Source organism: Pseudogemmobacter blasticus (assembly GCF_003071405.1).
Classification (GTDB): Bacteria; Pseudomonadota; Alphaproteobacteria; order Rhodobacterales; family Rhodobacteraceae; genus Pseudogemmobacter; species Pseudogemmobacter blasticus.
Window position 1 is genome coordinate 3,350,822 of record NZ_CP020470.1, and the last position, 17,147, is coordinate 3,367,968.

General features: G+C 66.1%; 22 protein-coding genes and 1 other RNA gene. 10 read left to right on the top strand and 13 right to left on the bottom strand.

Features of this window, described 5'->3' with window-relative positions; all coding sequences use genetic code 11:
* The first annotated feature begins 46 nt into the window (after nucleotides 1–46).
* Nucleotides 47–814: a hypothetical protein gene (locus B6K69_RS16285; RefSeq protein ID WP_108644544.1), complete on the top strand. Its 768-nt coding sequence runs from the start codon at nucleotides 47–49 to the stop codon at nucleotides 812–814.
* Between the two features lie 49 nt (nucleotides 815–863).
* Here B6K69_RS16285 and B6K69_RS16290 read toward each other — a convergent pair whose 3' ends face one another.
* Nucleotides 864–1,502, bottom strand: a complete 639-nt coding sequence (locus B6K69_RS16290) for a J domain-containing protein (RefSeq protein WP_107672107.1) — start codon at nucleotides 1,500–1,502, stop codon at nucleotides 864–866.
* Nucleotides 1,503–1,587: 85 nt separating this feature from the next.
* On the opposite strand from B6K69_RS16290, the gene B6K69_RS16295 reads away from it, so the two are divergent.
* On the top strand, nucleotides 1,588–1,839 hold the full coding sequence (locus B6K69_RS16295) for a BolA family protein (protein ID WP_107672106.1): 252 nt from the start codon (nucleotides 1,588–1,590) through the stop codon (nucleotides 1,837–1,839).
* Nucleotides 1,840–1,935: 96 nt separating this feature from the next.
* Here the strand turns inward: B6K69_RS16295 and B6K69_RS16300 are convergent, their stop codons facing one another.
* Nucleotides 1,936–4,083 carry a malate synthase G gene (locus B6K69_RS16300; protein ID WP_108644545.1) on the bottom strand — a complete coding sequence of 716 codons (2,148 nt, stop codon included), beginning with the start codon at nucleotides 4,081–4,083 and terminating at the stop codon, nucleotides 1,936–1,938.
* Nucleotides 4,084–4,451: 368 nt separating this feature from the next.
* On the opposite strand from B6K69_RS16300, the gene B6K69_RS16305 reads away from it, so the two are divergent.
* The 3 genes from B6K69_RS16305 to B6K69_RS16315 are packed head-to-tail and all read left to right on the top strand — an operon-like array spanning nucleotide 4,452 to nucleotide 5,721.
* A complete protein-coding gene (locus B6K69_RS16305; protein ID WP_108644546.1) occupies nucleotides 4,452–4,784 on the top strand; it encodes an ArsR/SmtB family transcription factor in 333 nt (110 codons plus the stop codon).
* Nucleotides 4,784–5,251, top strand: coding sequence for an SRPBCC family protein (locus B6K69_RS16310; protein ID WP_108644547.1), 468 nt, complete (start codon nucleotides 4,784–4,786; stop codon nucleotides 5,249–5,251). The genes B6K69_RS16305 and B6K69_RS16310 overlap by 1 nt, the downstream gene beginning before the upstream one ends.
* Before the next feature lie 17 nt (nucleotides 5,252–5,268).
* On the top strand, nucleotides 5,269–5,721 hold the full coding sequence (locus B6K69_RS16315; protein ID WP_123876586.1) for an SRPBCC domain-containing protein: 453 nt from the start codon (nucleotides 5,269–5,271) through the stop codon (nucleotides 5,719–5,721).
* An 18-nt stretch (nucleotides 5,722–5,739) separates the two neighbouring features.
* Here the strand turns inward: B6K69_RS16315 and B6K69_RS16320 are convergent, their stop codons facing one another.
* Entirely contained in the window at nucleotides 5,740–6,498 is a 759-nt protein-coding gene (locus B6K69_RS16320) for a phosphoribosylaminoimidazolesuccinocarboxamide synthase (protein WP_108644549.1), read from the bottom strand.
* A gap of 168 nt (nucleotides 6,499–6,666) precedes the next feature.
* Here B6K69_RS16320 and B6K69_RS16325 point away from each other — a divergent pair, with 168 nt between their 5' ends.
* Both B6K69_RS16325 and bmt read left to right on the top strand, forming a co-directional pair.
* Nucleotides 6,667–6,981, top strand: a complete 315-nt coding sequence (locus B6K69_RS16325; protein ID WP_107672100.1) for a DUF1476 domain-containing protein — start codon at nucleotides 6,667–6,669, stop codon at nucleotides 6,979–6,981.
* A 123-nt stretch (nucleotides 6,982–7,104) separates the two neighbouring features.
* Nucleotides 7,105–8,118, top strand: a complete 1,014-nt coding sequence (gene bmt / locus B6K69_RS16330) for a betaine--homocysteine S-methyltransferase (RefSeq protein WP_108644550.1) — start codon at nucleotides 7,105–7,107, stop codon at nucleotides 8,116–8,118.
* Between the two features lie 72 nt (nucleotides 8,119–8,190).
* On the opposite strand, the gene B6K69_RS16335 is transcribed toward bmt, so the two are convergent.
* Entirely contained in the window at nucleotides 8,191–9,279 is a 1,089-nt protein-coding gene (locus tag B6K69_RS16335; RefSeq protein ID WP_108644977.1) for a PA0069 family radical SAM protein, read from the bottom strand.
* A 170-nt stretch (nucleotides 9,280–9,449) separates the two neighbouring features.
* Between B6K69_RS16335 and B6K69_RS16340 the strand changes: the two genes are divergently transcribed.
* From B6K69_RS16340 to B6K69_RS16345, 3 genes are all read left to right on the top strand, one after another.
* Nucleotides 9,450–10,148, top strand: a complete 699-nt coding sequence (locus tag B6K69_RS16340; protein ID WP_108644551.1) for a corrinoid protein — start codon at nucleotides 9,450–9,452, stop codon at nucleotides 10,146–10,148.
* A gap of 107 nt (nucleotides 10,149–10,255) precedes the next feature.
* On the top strand, nucleotides 10,256–10,411 hold the full coding sequence (locus B6K69_RS18275) for a DUF4175 domain-containing protein (RefSeq protein WP_164681983.1): 156 nt from the start codon (nucleotides 10,256–10,258) through the stop codon (nucleotides 10,409–10,411).
* Complete coding sequence (locus B6K69_RS16345; RefSeq protein WP_108644978.1) at nucleotides 10,408–11,046, top strand: DUF1638 domain-containing protein; 639 nt, start codon at nucleotides 10,408–10,410, stop codon at nucleotides 11,044–11,046. The genes B6K69_RS18275 and B6K69_RS16345 overlap by 4 nt, the downstream gene beginning before the upstream one ends.
* Here the strand turns inward: B6K69_RS16345 and B6K69_RS16350 are convergent.
* The 9 genes from B6K69_RS16350 to ssrA form a co-directional block, all read right to left on the bottom strand.
* The gene (locus tag B6K69_RS16350) at nucleotides 11,043–12,080 is read right to left on the bottom strand and encodes a zinc-binding dehydrogenase (RefSeq protein WP_108644552.1); all 1,038 of its coding nucleotides are present in this window, start codon (nucleotides 12,078–12,080) and stop codon (nucleotides 11,043–11,045) included. The two genes, B6K69_RS16345 and B6K69_RS16350, sit on opposite strands and share 4 nt — an antisense overlap.
* Before the next feature lie 19 nt (nucleotides 12,081–12,099).
* Complete coding sequence (locus tag B6K69_RS16355) at nucleotides 12,100–12,318, bottom strand: ribbon-helix-helix domain-containing protein (protein WP_108644553.1); 219 nt, start codon at nucleotides 12,316–12,318, stop codon at nucleotides 12,100–12,102.
* A gap of 61 nt (nucleotides 12,319–12,379) precedes the next feature.
* Complete coding sequence (locus B6K69_RS16360; RefSeq protein WP_108644554.1) at nucleotides 12,380–12,610, bottom strand: N-(5'-phosphoribosyl)anthranilate isomerase; 231 nt, start codon at nucleotides 12,608–12,610, stop codon at nucleotides 12,380–12,382.
* A gap of 52 nt (nucleotides 12,611–12,662) precedes the next feature.
* The gene (locus B6K69_RS16365; RefSeq protein ID WP_108644555.1) at nucleotides 12,663–12,842 is read right to left on the bottom strand and encodes a DUF4169 family protein; all 180 of its coding nucleotides are present in this window, start codon (nucleotides 12,840–12,842) and stop codon (nucleotides 12,663–12,665) included.
* A gap of 2 nt (nucleotides 12,843–12,844) precedes the next feature.
* Nucleotides 12,845–14,239: a class II fumarate hydratase gene (gene fumC / locus B6K69_RS16370; RefSeq protein WP_107672094.1), complete on the bottom strand. Its 1,395-nt coding sequence runs from the start codon at nucleotides 14,237–14,239 to the stop codon at nucleotides 12,845–12,847.
* A 90-nt stretch (nucleotides 14,240–14,329) separates the two neighbouring features.
* Nucleotides 14,330–14,884, bottom strand: a complete 555-nt coding sequence (locus tag B6K69_RS16375) for a class I SAM-dependent methyltransferase (RefSeq protein WP_164681984.1) — start codon at nucleotides 14,882–14,884, stop codon at nucleotides 14,330–14,332.
* Between the two features lie 4 nt (nucleotides 14,885–14,888).
* Nucleotides 14,889–15,350, bottom strand: coding sequence for an SspB family protein (locus B6K69_RS16380; protein ID WP_107672184.1), 462 nt, complete (start codon nucleotides 15,348–15,350; stop codon nucleotides 14,889–14,891).
* 85 nt (nucleotides 15,351–15,435) lie between these two features.
* Entirely contained in the window at nucleotides 15,436–16,689 is a 1,254-nt protein-coding gene (gene chrA, locus B6K69_RS16385; RefSeq protein WP_108644557.1) for a chromate efflux transporter, read from the bottom strand.
* 54 nt (nucleotides 16,690–16,743) lie between these two features.
* Nucleotides 16,744–17,099, bottom strand: a transfer-messenger RNA (tmRNA) gene (gene ssrA, locus B6K69_RS16390).
* Nucleotides 17,100–17,147 lie beyond the last annotated feature (48 nt).

Below are 17,147 nucleotides of genomic sequence, written 5' to 3' on the forward strand. Positions count from 1 at the left end.
TCCCGCCTTTGTGCAGAACGAGTGGCCTTAACGAAGTGGTCTGACCATGGACATCAACATCACGCTGGAGCGGCCCGAGGGCAGCCCCCAGTCTGGCCCTGTCACCGTGGGCTGGTTCTATCATGACGACAAATCCTCGATCATGATGTTCCCGCCGGAGCGGGTCAGTTTCCGGGGGGCCAACAAGGGACATTCCAAATCCGCGTCGCGCTGTCCGGGTGTTGTGCAACTGGAAAGCCGCTATTTTCTGGTACGCTGCCCGTACGACCTGCACATCGGCTTTGCCCGCGATGACAAGGGGCAGGCACGGCTTGTGAACCGGGCGGGCGACCGTGGCGGCGTGCGGTCGGGCAAGCTGGGCAGCATCCTGCATCTGGTGAACGAAGCCGAGTGGCGCTACCCCGACAAGCCGACGGTGCAGCTTGGCCTGGGCTATTGCTTCGTGTCGGAAGAGGTCTGCTACATCAGCCAGATCGATTCCTTCGCCCATTACCGGCCGGTGCCGCTGCCCGGCACGATTTTCGGCGGGCGTTTCCCGATTCATGCCTGGGTGCGGCCGCTGATGTGGGCCTTTGAATGGCATGACACCACCAAGGATCTGATCCTGAAGCGCGGCGATCCGCTGTTCTATTGCCAGTTCGAGGCCGATGGCCCGGACCGCCCGGTGCAGGTGGTCGAGGTGGAGCGGACCCCGGATATGGAGCGCTGGATTGCGTCGATGACGGGGGTGGCTTCGCTGATGAACCAGACCTTCAGCCTGTTCCGCGCCTCTGAGGCGGCACGTCCGAAGAACCTGCTGGTCCGCAAGGGCTGATCAGCCCGCGGGGCGCGGCCTGCGCCCCGCAGCGGGCCACGCGCGCCGCCTATTCGCGGAAGTGGCGGCTGTCCTTGATCTGGTCCCAGGCCCAGACCACCTCTTGCAGGCGTTCCTCGTCGCGCCGGTCGCCGCCGTTCATGTCGGGGTGCAGATCCTTGACCAGGCTTTTGTACTGCTTGCGGATTTCCGTCTTCGTCCAGCTATCGCGCGCGTCGAGGATCTCGATCGCCTTGCGTTCGGTCGGCGGCAGCTTGCGCGTCGCGCCCGAGGCGGGGGACGGGCCGCGATTCAGCGTGGCCTTCTCGCCCAGAATTTCCATCGGGTCGTTCACGCCCATCCGGGCCCAGGCATTGCCGTCGCCCTGACGCGAGAAGGGCTTGGTCTCGCGGCCCCAGACGCGGTCCTTGTCGAGGAATTTCTGGAACTCTTCATCGGTGGTGCCGTTGAAGAAGTTCCATTTCAGATTGTATTCGCGGATGTGGTCCTTGCAGAACCAGAAGAACTCATCCAGCAGGTCGGGGGATTTCGGGGCGCGGAAGGCACCGACACCCTTGCAGCCGGGATAGTCGCAGGCGCGGCCCGCCGCTTCGGCAGGTGCGGCGGCACCGCCCCGGCGGCCGGCGGACTTGCGCTTCTTCTCGGCGCTGACACGGATGTCGAATTCAAAGGGAGGTTTGGTAACCATGGGGCAGGGGGCCTTTGCATGCCTTTCCGACTCGGGCGGCCAAGTTTAGGTGTTTCGGCAGCAGATTGAAGGGGCGTGGAAAAAAATGAACGTGAGGGACGAGATTGCGGCGCGGCTGACCGCCGCCTTTGCACCGCAGGAGCTGGAGATCGAGAACGAAAGCCATCGCCACGCCGGACATGCGGGCGATGACGGCAGCGGCGACAGCCATTACCGCATCCGCATCCGGGCCGCCAGCCTGGCCGCGATGGGGCGTGTCGATCGGCACCGGGCCGTCAACCGCGCGCTTGGCGACCTGACGACGCGCATCCATGCCATCGCGCTGGACATCGGCTGACCGTCCCGCCGCGGGGGCGCTGCCCCCGCACCCCCGGGATATTTGAGGACAGATGAAAGGTGGCAGGCTTTCCCTGCGGCCGCTGCGGGGGCTGTATCAGCCTGCCGCCTTGGCCTTCAGCCGCCAGGCGTGCAGCAGCGGTTCTGTATAGCCCGAAGGCTGTTCGCGCCCCTTGAACACCAGATCGCAGGCAGCCTGGAAGGCGATGCCCTGAAATCCCGGCGCCATGGGCCGATAGGCCGGGTCTCCGGCATTCTGGCGATCCACCACCGCCGCCATCTTCTGCAGCGCCGCCATGACCTGATCGGCGCTGACCACGCCATGATGCAGCCAGTTGGCCACATGCTGCGCCGAGATGCGGCAGGTGGCGCGGTCTTCCATCAGACCCACATCGTTGATGTCGGGCACCTTGGAACAGCCGACGCCCTGGTCGATCCAGCGCACCACATAACCCAGGATGCCTTGCGCGTTGTTCTCGACCTCACGCGCGATCTGGGCCGGGGTCCAGGTGCGGAAGCTGGCCAGCGGAATATCCAGCACCCCATCGACATGCGCCCGCCGACCGCCGCGCGCCAGCCGCGCCTGAACGGCGGCCACGTCGACCTTGTGGTAATGCAGCGCATGAAGTGTGGCGGCGGTGGGCGAGGGCACCCAGGCCGTGTTCGCCCCCGCGCGGGGATGGGCGATCTTTTCATCCAGCATGGCCGCCATCAGGTCGGGCATGGCCCACATGCCCTTGCCGATCTGCGCGCGCCCGGCCAGCCCACATTCCAGGCCGATGTCGACGTTCAGGTTTTCATAGGCTGTGATCCAGGATTTCCGCTTGATGAAATCCTTGCGGCTGAACGGCCCGGCTTCCATGCTGGTGTGGATCTCGTCCCCCGTGCGGTCAAGGAAGCCGGTGTTGATGAAAGCAACCCGTGCCCTGGCCGCGCGGATACATTCCTTGAGGTTCACCGTGGTGCGGCGTTCCTCGTCCATGATGCCCAGCTTGACGGTGTTGGCGGGCAGGCCAAGCAGCTGTTCCACCCGGCCCATCACCGCATCGGCAAAGGCCACCTCGTCGGGGCCGTGCATCTTGGGCTTGACCACATAGACCGACCCTTTGGCCGAGTTGCGCAGCCCCCCGGTCTTGCGCAGGTCGTGCAGGGCGATGGTCACCGTGACCATGGCATCCATCAGCCCCTCGGGCACCTCGCTGCCGTCGGGCAGCAGGATCGCGGGGTTGGTCATCAGATGGCCCACGTTGCGCACCCACATCAGCGCGCGACCCTTGAGGGTGAAGGGTGTTCCGGCCGGGTCCAGATAGGCGCGGTCGGGGGCAAGCCGCCGGTCCACCGGACGGCCGGCCTTTTCGAACCGTTCGCTCAGGGTGCCGGTCATCAGGCCCAGCCAGTTGGCATAGGCCTGCACCTTGTCGACCGCGTCGACGCAGGCGACCGAATCCTCGCAATCCATGATTGCGGTCAGCGCGCTTTCCATCTGCACATCGGCCAGACCGGCCTGATCGCGGGCGCCGATGAAATGCGCCCGGTCGAAGACCAGTTCGACATGCAGGCCGTTGTTGCGCAGAAGCACCGCCTCGGGCGCCCTGGGGTTGCCGCGATAGCCGACGAATTTTTCCGGCTGCACCAGCGGCAGGTCATCCACCAGAAGCGCGCCGTCCTTGACGTGATAGCGCCGCACATCGGCATGGCTGGTGCCGACAATCGGAAAGGCCTCGTCCAGGAACACCCGCGCCCGGGCCACCACCCGCGCGCCGCGACCCCGGTCATAGCCGCCCTTCGGCGGGGCCGAGCCCATGGCATCGGTGCCATAGAGGCAGTCGTACAGGCTGCCCCAGCGGGCATTGGCGGCGTTCAGGGCGTAGCGGGCATTGGTGACCGGCACCACAAGCTGCGGCCCGGCCACCGAGGCGACCTCGGGATCGACGCCGGTAGTCTCGATGGTGAAATCGGGGCCTTCGGGGCGCAGATAGCCGATGTCGGTCAGGAAGGCCTTGTAGGCGGCATGGTCATGCGGCTGGCTGCGTCGCGCGATATGCCAGGCGTCGATCTGCGCCTGAAGATCCTGGCGCCGGGCCAGCAGCACCCGGTTCTGCGGGGCAAAGTCGCGCAGCAGGCCGGCCAGCCCGTCCCAGAACCGCGCCGCGTCGATGCCGGTGCCGGGCAGGGCCTGCGTTTCAAGGAAGTCGGCCAGTTCGGTGGCGACCTGAAGGCCCGCCTTGTTGATGCGCGTGGTCATGGGCTGTGGTCCTTGCTGGGTCTGCGGCGCAGGATAGGGCGCGGCCTGTCCCCCCGGCAAGGCCGCAGGGCGGCCCGATTGCCGGGGCCGGGCGCGCAGCACCTTTCGCGAAAGGCTGAAAGTTGTGGCGAAGGGGGCTTTTGCCCGGAACAGCCGCGCCAGCGGCCCGGGCAGCGCCCGCCCGCCCCCCGGGCGGGCGCTTTTGTGCGGCAGCTACCTGCTCTGCACTCCGGCGGGATTGCGCCATAAAGCGCCGGCATCGCACTGTCGGGCGCCCACCCGCGGTCGGGCGCCACCCTCATCGCAGCAAGACGGCTGCACGAAAAGCAAGCCTTGCCCGCCGCGCCTGTTCAATGATACTTAGCTTCATGGCTAAGCATGATCCTGATCTGTCGCTAATCTTTCAGGCACTGTCCGACCCCACCCGCCGGGCCATGGTGCTGCGGCTGTCGGCGGGGCCTGCGGCGGTGAGCGAACTGGCGGAACCCAGCGGCCTGCGCCTGCCCACCATCCTGCGCCATCTGTCGGTGCTGGAAGCGGCGGGCCTGATCGAAACCCGCAAATCCGGCCGCAGCCGGATCTGCCGCCCGGTGCCCGGCGCCATGGCACAGGCCGAAGACTGGCTGGCCCGGGTCCGCGCCGACTGGGAAGCGCGCACCGACCGGCTGGAGGCCCTGTTGTCAACGATGGAGGACGAGTGATGAAGATTGACCCCGCAACCGACCTGGAACTGGTCCGCCACCTCAAGGCTTCGCCGGCCAAGATCTGGCGCTGCTGGACCGAGCCGCGGCTTCTGGAACAATGGTTTGCCCCGAAGCCGGTGGTCACCCGCGATGTGGAAATCGACCTGCGCCCCGGCGGCAGCTTCAAGACCGTGATGGATGTGCCGGGCTATGGCGAAATGCCGGGTCACGGCTGCTTTCTTGAGGTGGTGCCCGAGCGCCGGCTGGTCTGGACCGACCTCTTGCAAGGCGGCTGGCGCCCGAACGGCGAGAGTTTCGGCTTCACCGCCTTCATCCTGCTGGAACCCGAAGGCAGCGGCACGCTTTACCGAGCGGTCGCGCTGCACCGCACCCCGACCCAGCGGGACGAGCATGAGAAGATGGGCTTCCATGACGGCTGGGGCACCGCCGCCGATCAGCTTGATGCGCTGGCGCAGGGGCTGTGAGAGGGGGGGGCTTGATCATGGATGACCGGGCCAACCGCACCTTGACGCTGACGCGCGTGATTGCCGCGCCGCCGGCCAAGGTCTGGCGCTGCTGGACCGACCCCGCGCTTCTGCCGCGCTGGTTCGGCCCGGCGGGCTATTCCTGCACCACGAAAAGCATCGACCTGCGGCAGGGCGGGCAGTGGGTATTCGACATGACCGGCCCGGATGGGACGGTCTGGCCCAACCACCACCTTTACAGGCTGATGCGACCGATGGATCGGATCGAATTCATGATGGATGATGGCGAAGGGTCGGGTGATCCGGCGGAAATCGTGGTGATGCTGGCCCCCGAAGGGCAGGGCACGCGGCAGGATTATGTGATGACCTTCCCGACCGAGGCCATGAAGAAGGGGGCCGAGTCCTTCGGGGCGGTCGAATTGGGCCAGACCACGATGGCCAAGCTGGCCGCCCTGGCCGAGGCGCTGTAGCCCCGGCGCGGGCCGGCGTCAGTTGATCAGCGACGGCTTGGCCGGGTGCGTCACGTTCGACGGCAGCACGCCCAGGCGGCGGGCCAGTTCGGTATGGACATCGGTCAGCGGGCCGGGGTCGGCCTGCGTGCCATCGGCGCGCTCGGTCAGACGCATGTCCCACAGGCGCATCGAATCGGGGCTGATCTCGTCGGCCACGATCAGGCGCATGAAATCGCCTTCCCAGACGCGGCCCACCTCGATGCGGAAGTCGGCCAGGCGCACGCCTACGCCCAGCATCACGCCCGACAGGAAGTCATTGACCCGCAGCGCCAGCGCGATCATGTCGTCCAGATCCTGCTGGTTGGCCCAGCCGAAGGCGATGATGTGCTCCTCGGCCACAAGGGGGGTGCCCAGCTTGTCATCCTTGAAGTAGTATTCGACGATCGGCCGCGGCAGCGGCGTGCCTTCCGGGATGCCAAGCCGCTGGCTGATGTCGCCGGCGGCAAAGTTGCGGACCACCACTTCCAGCGGAATGATCTCGGCCATGCGGACCAGTTGTTCGCGCATGTTCAGACGGCGGATGAAATGCGTGGGCACACCGATGGCATTCAGGCCGGACATGAAGAATTCCGACAGGCGGTTGTTCAGCACGCCCTTGCCTTCAACCGCGGCGCTGATCGGCGAAACGGTGGTGGTCTGTTCGTCATCCTTGAAATACTGGACCAGCGTGCCCGGTTCGGGCCCCTCGAACAGGATCTTGGCCTTGCCTTCGTAAACCTTCTTGCGCCGTGCCATGCTTGCTCCGGGGAGAAATGACGAAAGGGGCGGCCCAGCCACCCCATGCTTGCCTTTGGCCTATAAGCCAAGGGGCCGCGCGTCGCAAGGCGGGCGGCTTGGGGCTTGCAGGCAACGCCCGAGGTGGGCATATGACGAGGAACAGTTCCAACGCGCCCGGGGGATACCATGACCACCTTCGACGATCGCGAACAGGCCTTCGAAGCCAAGTTCGCCCATGACAGCGAGATGCAGTTCAAGGCCGAGGCGCGCCGCAACAGGCTGCTTGGCCTTTGGGCGGCAGATCTGATGGGCAAGACAGGCGATCAGGCAGATGCCTATGCGATGGAAGTGGTCGGCGCCGATCTGGCCGAAGCCGGGCACGAGGATGTGGTTCGCAAGGTCGTGGCCGATCTGGCCGGCAAGGCCACCGCAGAAACCGTCCGCGCCAAGCTGGCCGAGCTGCTGCCGGTTGCCAAGGCGCAGCTGATGACGGAAGTCTGACACCGCCCCTTGCCCGCTGCGCCCTGGCCGGTGACGCCGGCCTTCGGTTTGGATTGCATCCCTTGCGGGGCCATGGCACAGCTTGGCCCCGTTGAAACAGGTGTTTTCAGGAAGGGCCCCGTGATGGCGACCGATGCGCTGACGAAACTGCTGTCTACCCGTGACTGGCTGATGGCCGACGGGGCCACCGGGACCAACCTGTTCAACATGGGCCTGTCTTCGGGCGAACCGCCCGAGCTGTGGAACATCGACAAGCCCGACAACATCCGCAAGCTCTATGCCTCGGCGGTAGAGGCGGGGTCGGACATCTTTCTGACCAATACCTTCGGGGGCAATGCGGCGCGGCTGAAGCTGCACAATGCCCAGGGCCGTGTGCGCGAGCTGAACCGCGTTGGCGCCGCGCTGGGGCGCGAGATCGCCGACAAGTCGGGCCGCACGGTGGTGGTGGCCGGATCGGTGGGCCCGACGGGCGAGATTTTCGAACCCATCGGCAGCCTGACCCATGCGGCCGCAGTCGAGATATTCCATGAGCAGGCCGAGGGGCTGAAGGAAGGCGGGGCAGACGTGCTGTGGGTGGAAACCATCAGCGCGCCAGAGGAATACCGGGCGGCAGCCGAAGCTGCGGCGCTGGCGGGGATGCCCTGGTGCGGCACCATGAGCTTTGACACCGCCGGGCGCACGATGATGGGCGTCACCTCGGCCGCCATGGCCGAGATGGTGGAAAAGCTGCCCAATCCGCCGATTGCCTTCGGTGCGAATTGCGGCGTGGGCGCCAGCGATCTGATGCGCACGGTTCTGGGCTTCATGGCCACCGGATCGCAGCGGCCGGTCATCGCCAAGGGCAATGCCGGGATTCCCAAGTTCCACGACGGCCATATCCATTATGACGGCACGCCCGAACTGATGGCGGAATATGCCGTGCTGGCGCGCGATGCCGGGGTGCGGATCATTGGCGGCTGCTGCGGCACCATGCCCGAGCACCTGAAGGCGATGCGCGCCGCGCTGGAAAGCCGGCCCAAGGGCCCGCGCCCGACGGTCGAGGATATTCAGGCCAAGCTGGGCGCGTTCTCGTCTGCCTCGGACGGGACCGATGGCGAAGGCCCCGCCCGCCGCGAACGGCGCGGGCGGCGCGGCTGAGGCCGGACACCGGACCCTGCGAAGGGTCCGGGCAATTTTCTTCGAAGGAATTTGCCGACAGATGGCCTCCGGTCAGAACAGACCCAGTTGATCGCCGCGCCGGAACGGGACGGCGAACAGGTCGCAACGCAGGGGCGGCAGGGCCTTGTCCAGCCCCAGCCGGGCAATGGCCTTGTCGAACCTTTGCGCGATCAGCCGCGACCACAGCCCTTCGCCGCGCATCCGTTTGCCCCAGGCGGCGTCATAATCCTTGCCTCCATGCGACTGCCGGACCCGGTCCATCACCTTGGCGGCGCGTCCGGGGGCATGTTCGGCCAGCCAGTCGCGGAACAGTGGGGCCACCTCAAGCGGCAGGCGCAACATGATCCAGCTTGCCGCGCTGGCGCCGGCATCGCGCGTGGCTTCCAGGATGGCGTCCAGTTCGGCATCGGTCAGGCCGGGGATCACCGGCGCCACCATCGCCCGCACCGGGATGCCGGCAGTGGTCAGCCGGCGGATGGTTTCCAGCCGCCGCGCCGGGGCAGGGGCGCGCGGTTCCAGCCGGCGCGACAGCCCCGCGTCCAGCGTGGTGACCGAGACACCCACCCGTAACAGCCCCTGCGCCGCCATCGGTGCCAGCAGGTCAAGGTCGCGCTCGATCAGCGTGCCCTTGGTGGTGATCGCCAGCGGGTGGCGGAACTCGGCCAGAACCTTCAGCACATCGCGCATGATCTGCCATTTCGCCTCGACCGGCTGATAGGGGTCAGTGTTGGTGCCAAGCGCCACCGGCGCGACCTTGTAGGACCGCGCCCGCAGCTCACGCTCCAGCACGGCGGCGATGCCGGGGCGGGCGATCAGCCGGGTTTCGAAATCCAGCCCCGGCGAGAGGTTCAGGTAAGCATGGGTCGGCCGGGCAAAGCAGTAGATGCAGCCATGTTCGCAGCCGCGATAGGGGTTGATGCTTCGGTCGAAGGGCAGGTCGGGCGAGCGGTTCCAGCTCAGGGCGGACCGCGGCTGTTCCTCGCGCACCTCGGTCGCGATCAGCCGCTCTTCCTCGGGGATGTCCCAGCCGTCATCGGCGCTTTCGCGGCTGTGGCCTTCGAACCGGCCCGTGATGTTGGACGCGGCACCACGGCCGCGTTTGCGCTGTCCGGGCAGAAGGGAAGGGTGGGGCGCTAGCATGGCGGCATGATAGAACGAAAAGTGAACATTTGCCAAGGTCCTGCTTTGCATCCTGGCCCCGCTTTTCCGCTTGCTGTCGGCTTTCATCCGGCGCATGTCGCTTACTGAGAAGTGCAAGAGGCGCTTTCGCCGCATGCACAATGGCAGAGACCGACACCCCGGAGTGCCCCATGGCCGACGACGAAGAAATCATCCTCTCCGAACTCTCGGACGACGAGCTTGTCCTGCAGATGCATGACGATCTTTACGACGGCCTGAAGGAAGAAATCGAGGACGGTACCAACATCCTGCTGGAACGCGGCTGGACGCCCTATGACGTGCTGACCAAGGCGCTGGTTGCCGGCATGAAGATCGTCGGCGACGACTTCCGCGACGGCATCCTGTTCGTGCCGGAAGTGCTGCTGTCGGCCAATGCCATGAAGGCGGGGATGACCATCCTGAAGCCGCTGCTGGCCGAAACCGGCGCGCCGCGGATGGGCAAGATGGTGATCGGCACCGTCAAGGGCGACATCCACGACATCGGCAAGAACCTTGTCGCGATGATGATGGAAGGCGCCGGGTTCGAAGTGGTGGACCTGGGCATCAACAATGCCGTCGAGAAATACCTGGACGCGCTGGACAGCGAAAAGCCCGACATCCTTGGCATGTCGGCGCTGCTGACCACGACCATGCCCTACATGAAGGTCGTGATCGACACGCTGAAGGAAAAGGGGATGCGCGAGGACTATATCGTGCTGGTCGGCGGTGCGCCCCTGAACGAAGAGTTCAGCCGTGCCATCGGGGCCGATGCCTATTGCCGCGATGCGGCCGTCGCGGTCGAGACCGCCAAGCAACTGGTTAGCCGCAAGCACAACCAGCTCAACGGTTGAGCCAGGCGAAATTTCCAAGGCGGCCCCGGTATTTCCGGGGCCTCTTTCATTCGTGACTTGGAATCGGTCCGAAGAAGGACCAGATTGAAGGAACGGAGGGCGAGATCATGCCACTCACACATTTCCTTGGTCTTCTGGCGCTGGTCATTCTGGCCGCTGGTCTGACCATTTTGTTGCTGGTCTGGGTCAAGGCCCCGCTTGCGGCCGTTGCCTTCGCAACGCTGGTCGGCAGCCTGATCGTCGGGGCGCGTCAGTGGCGCTGACGCCACCCGACGAGACGCTGACGCAGGACGGGCTGGCCGAAGCGCGGCAGGGGCGCATCCTGCTGGTGGCCTGTGGCGCGTTGGCGCGTGAGATTCTGGACGTCCGCGCGGCGAACGGCTGGACGCACCTTGATCTGCAATGCCTGCCCGCCAACCTGCACCTCTGGCCGGACCGGATTGTGACGGCGGTTGAGGCGGTGGTGCGGGACCGGCGCGCGGATTACGAACAGATCTTCGTGGTCTACGCAGATTGCGGTACTGGCGGTCAATTGTTCGAAAAGTGCAAGGAACTGGGCGTCGAAATGGTCGAAGGCCCGCATTGTTATTCGTTTTTTGAAGGGAATGAGGTCTTCGCCCGCCACTCCGAAAGCGAAATCACCGCCTTCTACCTGACCGATTTTCTGGTGCGCCAGTTCGATGCCTTCGTCTGGCGGCCGATGGGTCTGGACCGGCACCCGGAACTGCGGGACATGATGTTCGGCAATTACACCAAGCTGGTCTATCAGGCCCAGACCAATGACCCGGCGTTGGATGCCAGGGCGCAGGACTGCGCCGCCCGGCTGGGGCTGGCCTATGAGCGGCGCTTCACCGGCTATGGTGACCTGGTGCCGGTGCTGGCGCGGGTGGCCGGCTAGGCGGCGAAATCGGTGATGACGGCAACGCCGGGGGCGGTGGGACCGTCGAAGGCGCGCAACTCGCCGGTGGCCTGCGACAGGGCTACGGTGCGGGCTACGATGGGGGATACGTCCACCCGCCCGGTCTCGATCAGCGACAACAGCGAGGGGTAGCGCCAGGCCGGCATGCCACGGGTGCCGAACACAGACAACTGCCGCATGTAAAGGGCGTTCATGTCGATCTGCATGGTGGCGGTATGGCCGACCGGCAGGCCGACCTGCACATGCCGGCCCAGCGGACGCAGACAGCGCAGCGAGGCATTGGCGGTGGCCTCGATCCCCAGCGCCTCGACGCTGACATGGGCGCCGCCGCCGGTCAGTTCCACGATCTGCGCCGCCACATCGCCCTGACGCGCATCCAGTGCATGTTCGGCCCCCAGTGCCCGCGCATGGGCCAGCTTTTCCGGCACCACGTCAACAACGATGACCCGCGCGCCAAGTGCCTGCCCCAGCAGCAGGCAGGACAGGCCGATTCCGCCCGTGCCATGCACCGCCAGCCATTCGCCCGCCTGCAAGGCGGCGCGGCCGGTCAGGCCGTGATAGGCGGTGGTGACACGGCAGCCCAAGCCCGCGGCCAGCGCGGGCGACAGGCTGTCGGGCAGGCGGGTCAGGTTGTGGGCATGGGGCACCGAGACATATTCGGCCCAGGCCCCCCGGTCGCCAAAGCCCGGCACGCGCTGGCTGCGACAGGTTGTGGTCTGGCCCGAGCGGCAGTCGGGGCAGTCGCCGCAGGCCAGGATGAAGGGGGCGATCACCCGGTCGCCGGGGCACCATTTCGCCAGCGGCCCGGCCTCGACCACCTCGCCGCAATATTCATGGCCCGGAATGTCGCCCGGGCGCACCTTGGGGTGTTCGCCCACCCAGCCGTGCCAGTCTGACCGGCAGATGCCGCAGGCCAGCACCTTCAGCACCACGCCATCAGCCTCGCAGACCGGGTCTGCGACGGTTTCCAGCGACAGGGGTTCGCGATAGGCGCGAAGGACGGCGGCGCGCATGGGTGTTCCCTTCCGGCTGTCAGGTGCCCTGATGATGTTTCAGGCAGAAGACCCGGATCGCCGAGGCAAGGCCCTCCTCTCCGCGACGCGCGGCGTCGATTTCGGACGCAAGCTGGTTCACCGACAGGCCCCGCAGGGTGGCAATGTCGCGGAACGCCTCCCAGAACTCGGGCTCCAGCGAGACGCTGGTGCGATGGCCGTGCAGGGTGAGGGAGTGTTTCGCGGGGCGGGTGGTCACTGGGCAAATTCCTTCGAAGGAATTTGCAAATTTCTTCGAAGAAATTTGCCTTTCCTGCCGGTCATGTCAGCACATGGACCGGCTCCGTATTGCAGAAGATCACGAAATGCCCGGCATTTTCAACAGCGCGAAAACCCCTGCGACGGATTTCATGCAGAAAGCGGTCACGCCCGACCAGCCGTTCGACATCCCGCACCTGCCGGCGGACAATGCCGCCTGATGCGGCAGTCTGTGCGGAGAACAACTGACAGAGCCAGCGGTCTGGCGTGATCGGTGCGGGAAGCGGCGTCATGGCTCTCCTCCTGAAACTGGCGGAAGCCTTGCCGATCAAGGTTAACCCTCGGTTAATCCGGATCGCGCCGGTGGCCGTCGTGGTCGCGGGCGGCCTTTTCCGCCCGCGCCTTCTCCAGCTCGCGCTCGGCCTTGCTGCGGCCGAACTTCGCGGCGTTCTCGTCGCCCTTCGCGCGGGCGGCCTTGCGGGCCGCCTGCTTTTTCGCGCTGCGAAGGTTGACGATCTCGGCCATGGTCAGTCCTTGGGGCCGATCATGTCTTCCGGCCGGACGATGCGGTCGAAGGTTTCGCCATCGACATAGCCAAGGGCAATCGCCTCTTCGCGCAGGGTGGTGCCGTTCTTGTGCGCGGTCTTGGCGACCTTGGTCGCGGCATCATAGCCGATGGTCGGCGCCAGCGCCGTCACCAGCATCAGGCTTTCCTTCATCAGCTTCTCGATCCGGGCCACATTGGCCTTGGTGCCCACAACCATGTTGTCGGTGAACGAACTGGCCGCATCCCCCAGAAGCTGGATCGATTGCAGCACGTTGTAGCTCATCATCGGGTTGTAGACGTTCAGTTCGAAATGGCCCTGGCTGCCGGCAAAGCCCACGGCGGCATCGTTGCCCATGACATGGGCGCAGACCATGGTCAGCGCCTCGGCCTGGGTCGGGTTCACCTTGCCCGGCATGATGCTGGAGCCGGGTTCGTTTTCCGGCAGGATCAGTTCGCCCAGGCCCGAGCGCGGACCCGAACCCAGCAGCCGCAGGTCGTTGGCGATCTTGAACAGCGCCGCCGCCACCGTCTTCAGCGCGCCCGAGTAGAACACCATCGCGTCATGGGCGGCCAGTGCCTCGAACTTGTTGGGGGCGGTGACGAAGGGCAGGCCGGTGATCGCGGCGATTTCCGCCGCCACGCGCGCATCATAGCCCTTGCGGGTGTTCAGCCCGGTGCCCACGGCGGTGCCGCCCTGCGCCAGTTCGTAGATATGCGGCAGGGCCAGCTTGACCCGTTCGATGCCGCGGTCAACCTGGGTGGCATAGCCGCTGAATTCCTGGCCCAGCGTCAGCGGCGTGGCATCCTGCGTATGGGTGCGACCGATCTTGATGATGTCCTTGAACTCCTCGACCTTGGCCCACAGCGCGCGGGACAGCTTTTCAAGGCCGGGGATCAGCACGTCACGCGTATGGGTGCCGATGGCAACGTGCATGGCGGTGGGGAAGGTATCGTTCGACGACTGGCCCATGTTCACATGGTCATTCGGATGGACCGGCTTCTTCGAGCCCATCACCCCGCCCATGATCTCGATCGCGCGGTTCGAGATCACCTCGTTGGCGTTCATGTTCGACTGGGTGCCCGAGCCGGTCTGCCAGACCACCAGCGGGAAGTTGTCGTCGAACTTGCCGTCGATCACTTCCTGCGCCGCCTGCTGGATGGCCCGGGACAGGTCGGCCGGCAGGTCGCCCTGTGCCTCGTTCACGATGGCGGCGGCTTTCTTGATCACGCCAAGGGCACGGATGATCGGCACCGGCTGCTTTTCCCAGCCGATCGGGAAATTGATGATCGAGCGCTGCGTCTGCGCGCCCCAATACTTGTGGCTGGGAACCTCCAGCGGGCCAAAGCTGTCAGTTTCGGTGCGGGTCGCGGTCATCGGGTGCCTCCAGCAAACTCTCGCCGCCCGAATAGACCCGCGCCGGGGTGAAATCAATCGGCATACCGTCGCATACCGTTGGTTTCGCGGTCAGCTCCGGCGAAAGCGGAAGACGCGGGCCGGGGGCAGGTTGGCCCAGATCTTGTGGCCCTTGTTCACCCGCAGGCCAAGGGCTGCAATCACCTCGGGCGGCAGCGGCGGGCGGTTGCCATAGGTGAATTGCACATAGGTGCCGCGCGGGCCCAGAACGCGGAACGCCGCCGCGACGATGCCTTCGCGCACCGCTTCGGGCATCGACAGCAGCGGCAGGCCGGAGATCACCGTCTGCACGCCCGGCGCCACATGATCGGCGGCGGTCTGTGCCCCGGCCTGGATGACCGTCACGCCCGGAAAGCGGCTTTTCAGATGGGCGACGAATTCCTCGTCCAGTTCGAACAGCGTCAGATTCTGCGGCGGCACGCCACGGGCCAGGATCGCCTCGGTCAGCCGGCCGGTGCCGGGCCCGAATTCGACCACGCGGCCCGATTGCGGGCCAAGCCCCAGCGTCATCGCGCGTGCCAGCGTCCGCGACGAGGGGGCAATGGCGGACACCTGCCGCGGATTTTGCAGCAGCCGGCGGCGGAACAGGTCCAGATCGTTGGCCAAAGGCCTAGGGCTTGCGGAACTGGTCGAGGCGCACGATTTCGGCGTCGTGCACGGGGACCGGGGTTTCTTCGGCGTCATCCCCTTCTTCGCCCTCGTCTTCGTCCCCTTCTTCTTCGTGGCTTTCGAAGCGCAGGCCGAATTCGACCGAGGGGTCTACGAAGGTGCGGACCGCATCGAAGGGAATGACCAGCGGCTCGGGGTTGTTGCCGAAGTTCAGCGTGATCGAGAAGCCGTCGTCGGTGACTTCCAGATTCTCATACCAGTTCTGGATCACCACCGTCATTTCGGAGGGATAGCGTGCCTTCAGCCAATCGGCGATGGCGACATCCGGGTGGGTGGTGTCGAAGGTGATGAAGAAGTGGTGCGCGCCCGGCAGGCCATGCTCTGCAACATCGCGCAGAACGGTCTGGATCAGGCCGCGCATGGCCTGATGCATGAGATTGCCATAGTCGATGCTGCGGACCATCCGGTGTCCCCCTTCGCTGCGGCCCAGCATAGGGGATTCGCGGGCCAAGGAAAGGGGGCGACGGCCTGCGGATGCACCGCCGCCGTCAGATCGCGCGCAGGATGATGGAAAGCAGGGCGGAAAGACCCAGCACCGCCAGCAGAGGCCAGTGCTGGCGCAGCAGGAGCCAGCCCGCCAGCAACGCCAGCCCCAGCGACAGCGGTTGCAGCGTGGCCAGATCGGGCCAGGGCATGTTGACCGGGCCAAGTGTCAGGCGCTGCACGCTGCCGAACAGCACATGCAGCGCGAACCACAGCGACAGGCTGGCGATCACCCCCACCACGGCGGCGGTGATGGCGGCCAGCGCGCCCGAAAGCCGGGGCATCCGGGTCAGCCGTTCGATGAAGGGCGCCCCGGCGAAGATGAACAGGAAGGACGGGGCGAAGGTCATCCAGACCGCGATGGCCGCCCCGGCCAGCCCCATCGCCCAGCCCCCGGCGCCGTGGCCTGCCATGTAGCCGACGAATTCGGTGACCAGAATCAGCGGTCCGGGTGTGGTTTCGGCCAGACCCAAGCCGTCCATCATCTGCGGCAGCGTCAGCCAGCCGCGCACCTCGACCACCTCTTGCGCCATCCAGGCCAGAACGGCATAGGCGCCGCCAAAGGTCAGCAAGGCCAGCTTCGAGAAATAGAGCGCGATTTCGGCCAGCCGGTCCGGGGCAAAGGCCCACACCAGCGCCAGCGGCACCAGCCACAGCGCCAGCGCCAGCCCGGCGGCGGTGGTCGGGTGGCGGGGGGGCGCGGTGTCAACGGGCGGGGCGGCTGTGGTCGGGGCGGAACGCAAAAAACCCCAAAGCCCCGCGGCGATCAGGATCACCGGAAAGGGCAGGGCCAGCACGAACAGGCCAAGGAAGGCAGCCAGCGCAAGCAGCAGGTCCGCCCGCCCGCGCAAGGCCCGGCGTGACAGCCGGATCAACGCTTCGATCACGATGGCGATGACGGCCGCCTGCACCCCGGCAAACAGCGCGGCAACCGCCGGCACCGTTCCGAAACCCGCGTAAAGCGCCGACAGCGCCAGCACCACCAGCGCACCGGGCAGCACGAACAGCCCGCCCGCGATCAGCCCGCCCAGGCCACCATGCAGCCGCCAGCCGATCCAGGTGGCAAGCTGCATCGCCTCGGGGCCGGGCAGCAGCATACAGAAGGACAGCGCCCGCAAGTATTCCTGTTCGGACACCCACTTCTTCTCGTCCAGCACCACGCGGTGCATCAGCGCGATCTGCGCCGCTGGGCCGCCAAAGGACAGGCAGCCGATGCGGGCGAAGGTGCGGGTCAGTTCAGGCAGGCCGGGTGTTGTCATGGCCGGGCACCGTAGCGCCGGATTGTCACAGGGCAACCGCGAAAGAAGGGGGAAGGTGCAGGTTTCTGTTGCCAGGTACCTGCGGACCCCGCCTTACGCGGCTAAGCGGAAGGGCTTAGGTTTGGTATTGCGAGCTGCTTACGCAGCCAGCGCCACCGGAGCACGGTTGTCATTGGCAACTGTGATCTTGGACCGATCACGGTGGTACCTCACCGAGCGAAAGCTGGCCTCTTTGGTCGTTCGTCGATCCTATTTCGGCCCCACACGCCCGCAATGAACGGGAAAGTCTGGTGGAGCCGCCGGGTACCGCCCCCGGGTCCGAGCCGATTATTACAGGTGCGTTTATCGCCATAGTCCGGGTTGCCCCGGACAAAGCCAATATAGGGCGCGGTTCGGGGGCGCGCAAGACGGCCCGGGGTCCACCCGCCGACAGATCGGGGCAGGGGCGGCATCGGGCT

Excerpts from the sequence above, each read along its gene's own strand:
- B6K69_RS16285 (WP_108644544.1), top strand. The coding sequence starts at position 47 with ATGGACATCAACATCACGCTGGAGCGGCCCGAGGGCAGCCCCCAGTCT.
- B6K69_RS16290 (WP_107672107.1), bottom strand. The coding sequence starts at position 1,502 with ATGGTTACCAAACCTCCCTTTGAATTCGACATCCGTGTCAGCGCCGAG.
- B6K69_RS16295 (WP_107672106.1), top strand. The coding sequence starts at position 1,588 with ATGAACGTGAGGGACGAGATTGCGGCGCGGCTGACCGCCGCCTTTGCA.
- B6K69_RS16300 (WP_108644545.1), bottom strand. The coding sequence starts at position 4,083 with ATGACCACGCGCATCAACAAGGCGGGCCTTCAGGTCGCCACCGAACTG.
- B6K69_RS16305 (WP_108644546.1), top strand. The coding sequence starts at position 4,452 with ATGGCTAAGCATGATCCTGATCTGTCGCTAATCTTTCAGGCACTGTCC.
- B6K69_RS16310 (WP_108644547.1), top strand. The coding sequence starts at position 4,784 with ATGAAGATTGACCCCGCAACCGACCTGGAACTGGTCCGCCACCTCAAG.
- B6K69_RS16315 (WP_123876586.1), top strand. The coding sequence starts at position 5,269 with ATGGATGACCGGGCCAACCGCACCTTGACGCTGACGCGCGTGATTGCC.
- B6K69_RS16320 (WP_108644549.1), bottom strand. The coding sequence starts at position 6,498 with ATGGCACGGCGCAAGAAGGTTTACGAAGGCAAGGCCAAGATCCTGTTC.
- B6K69_RS16325 (WP_107672100.1), top strand. The coding sequence starts at position 6,667 with ATGACCACCTTCGACGATCGCGAACAGGCCTTCGAAGCCAAGTTCGCC.
- bmt (WP_108644550.1), top strand. The coding sequence starts at position 7,105 with ATGGCGACCGATGCGCTGACGAAACTGCTGTCTACCCGTGACTGGCTG.
- B6K69_RS16335 (WP_108644977.1), bottom strand. The coding sequence starts at position 9,279 with ATGCTAGCGCCCCACCCTTCCCTTCTGCCCGGACAGCGCAAACGCGGC.
- B6K69_RS16340 (WP_108644551.1), top strand. The coding sequence starts at position 9,450 with ATGGCCGACGACGAAGAAATCATCCTCTCCGAACTCTCGGACGACGAG.
- B6K69_RS18275 (WP_164681983.1), top strand. The coding sequence starts at position 10,256 with ATGCCACTCACACATTTCCTTGGTCTTCTGGCGCTGGTCATTCTGGCC.
- B6K69_RS16350 (WP_108644552.1), bottom strand. The coding sequence starts at position 12,080 with ATGCGCGCCGCCGTCCTTCGCGCCTATCGCGAACCCCTGTCGCTGGAA.
- B6K69_RS16360 (WP_108644554.1), bottom strand. The coding sequence starts at position 12,610 with ATGACGCCGCTTCCCGCACCGATCACGCCAGACCGCTGGCTCTGTCAG.
- B6K69_RS16365 (WP_108644555.1), bottom strand. The coding sequence starts at position 12,842 with ATGGCCGAGATCGTCAACCTTCGCAGCGCGAAAAAGCAGGCGGCCCGC.
- fumC (WP_107672094.1), bottom strand. The coding sequence starts at position 14,239 with ATGACCGCGACCCGCACCGAAACTGACAGCTTTGGCCCGCTGGAGGTT.
- B6K69_RS16380 (WP_107672184.1), bottom strand. The coding sequence starts at position 15,350 with ATGGTCCGCAGCATCGACTATGGCAATCTCATGCATCAGGCCATGCGC.
- chrA (WP_108644557.1), bottom strand. The coding sequence starts at position 16,689 with ATGACAACACCCGGCCTGCCTGAACTGACCCGCACCTTCGCCCGCATC.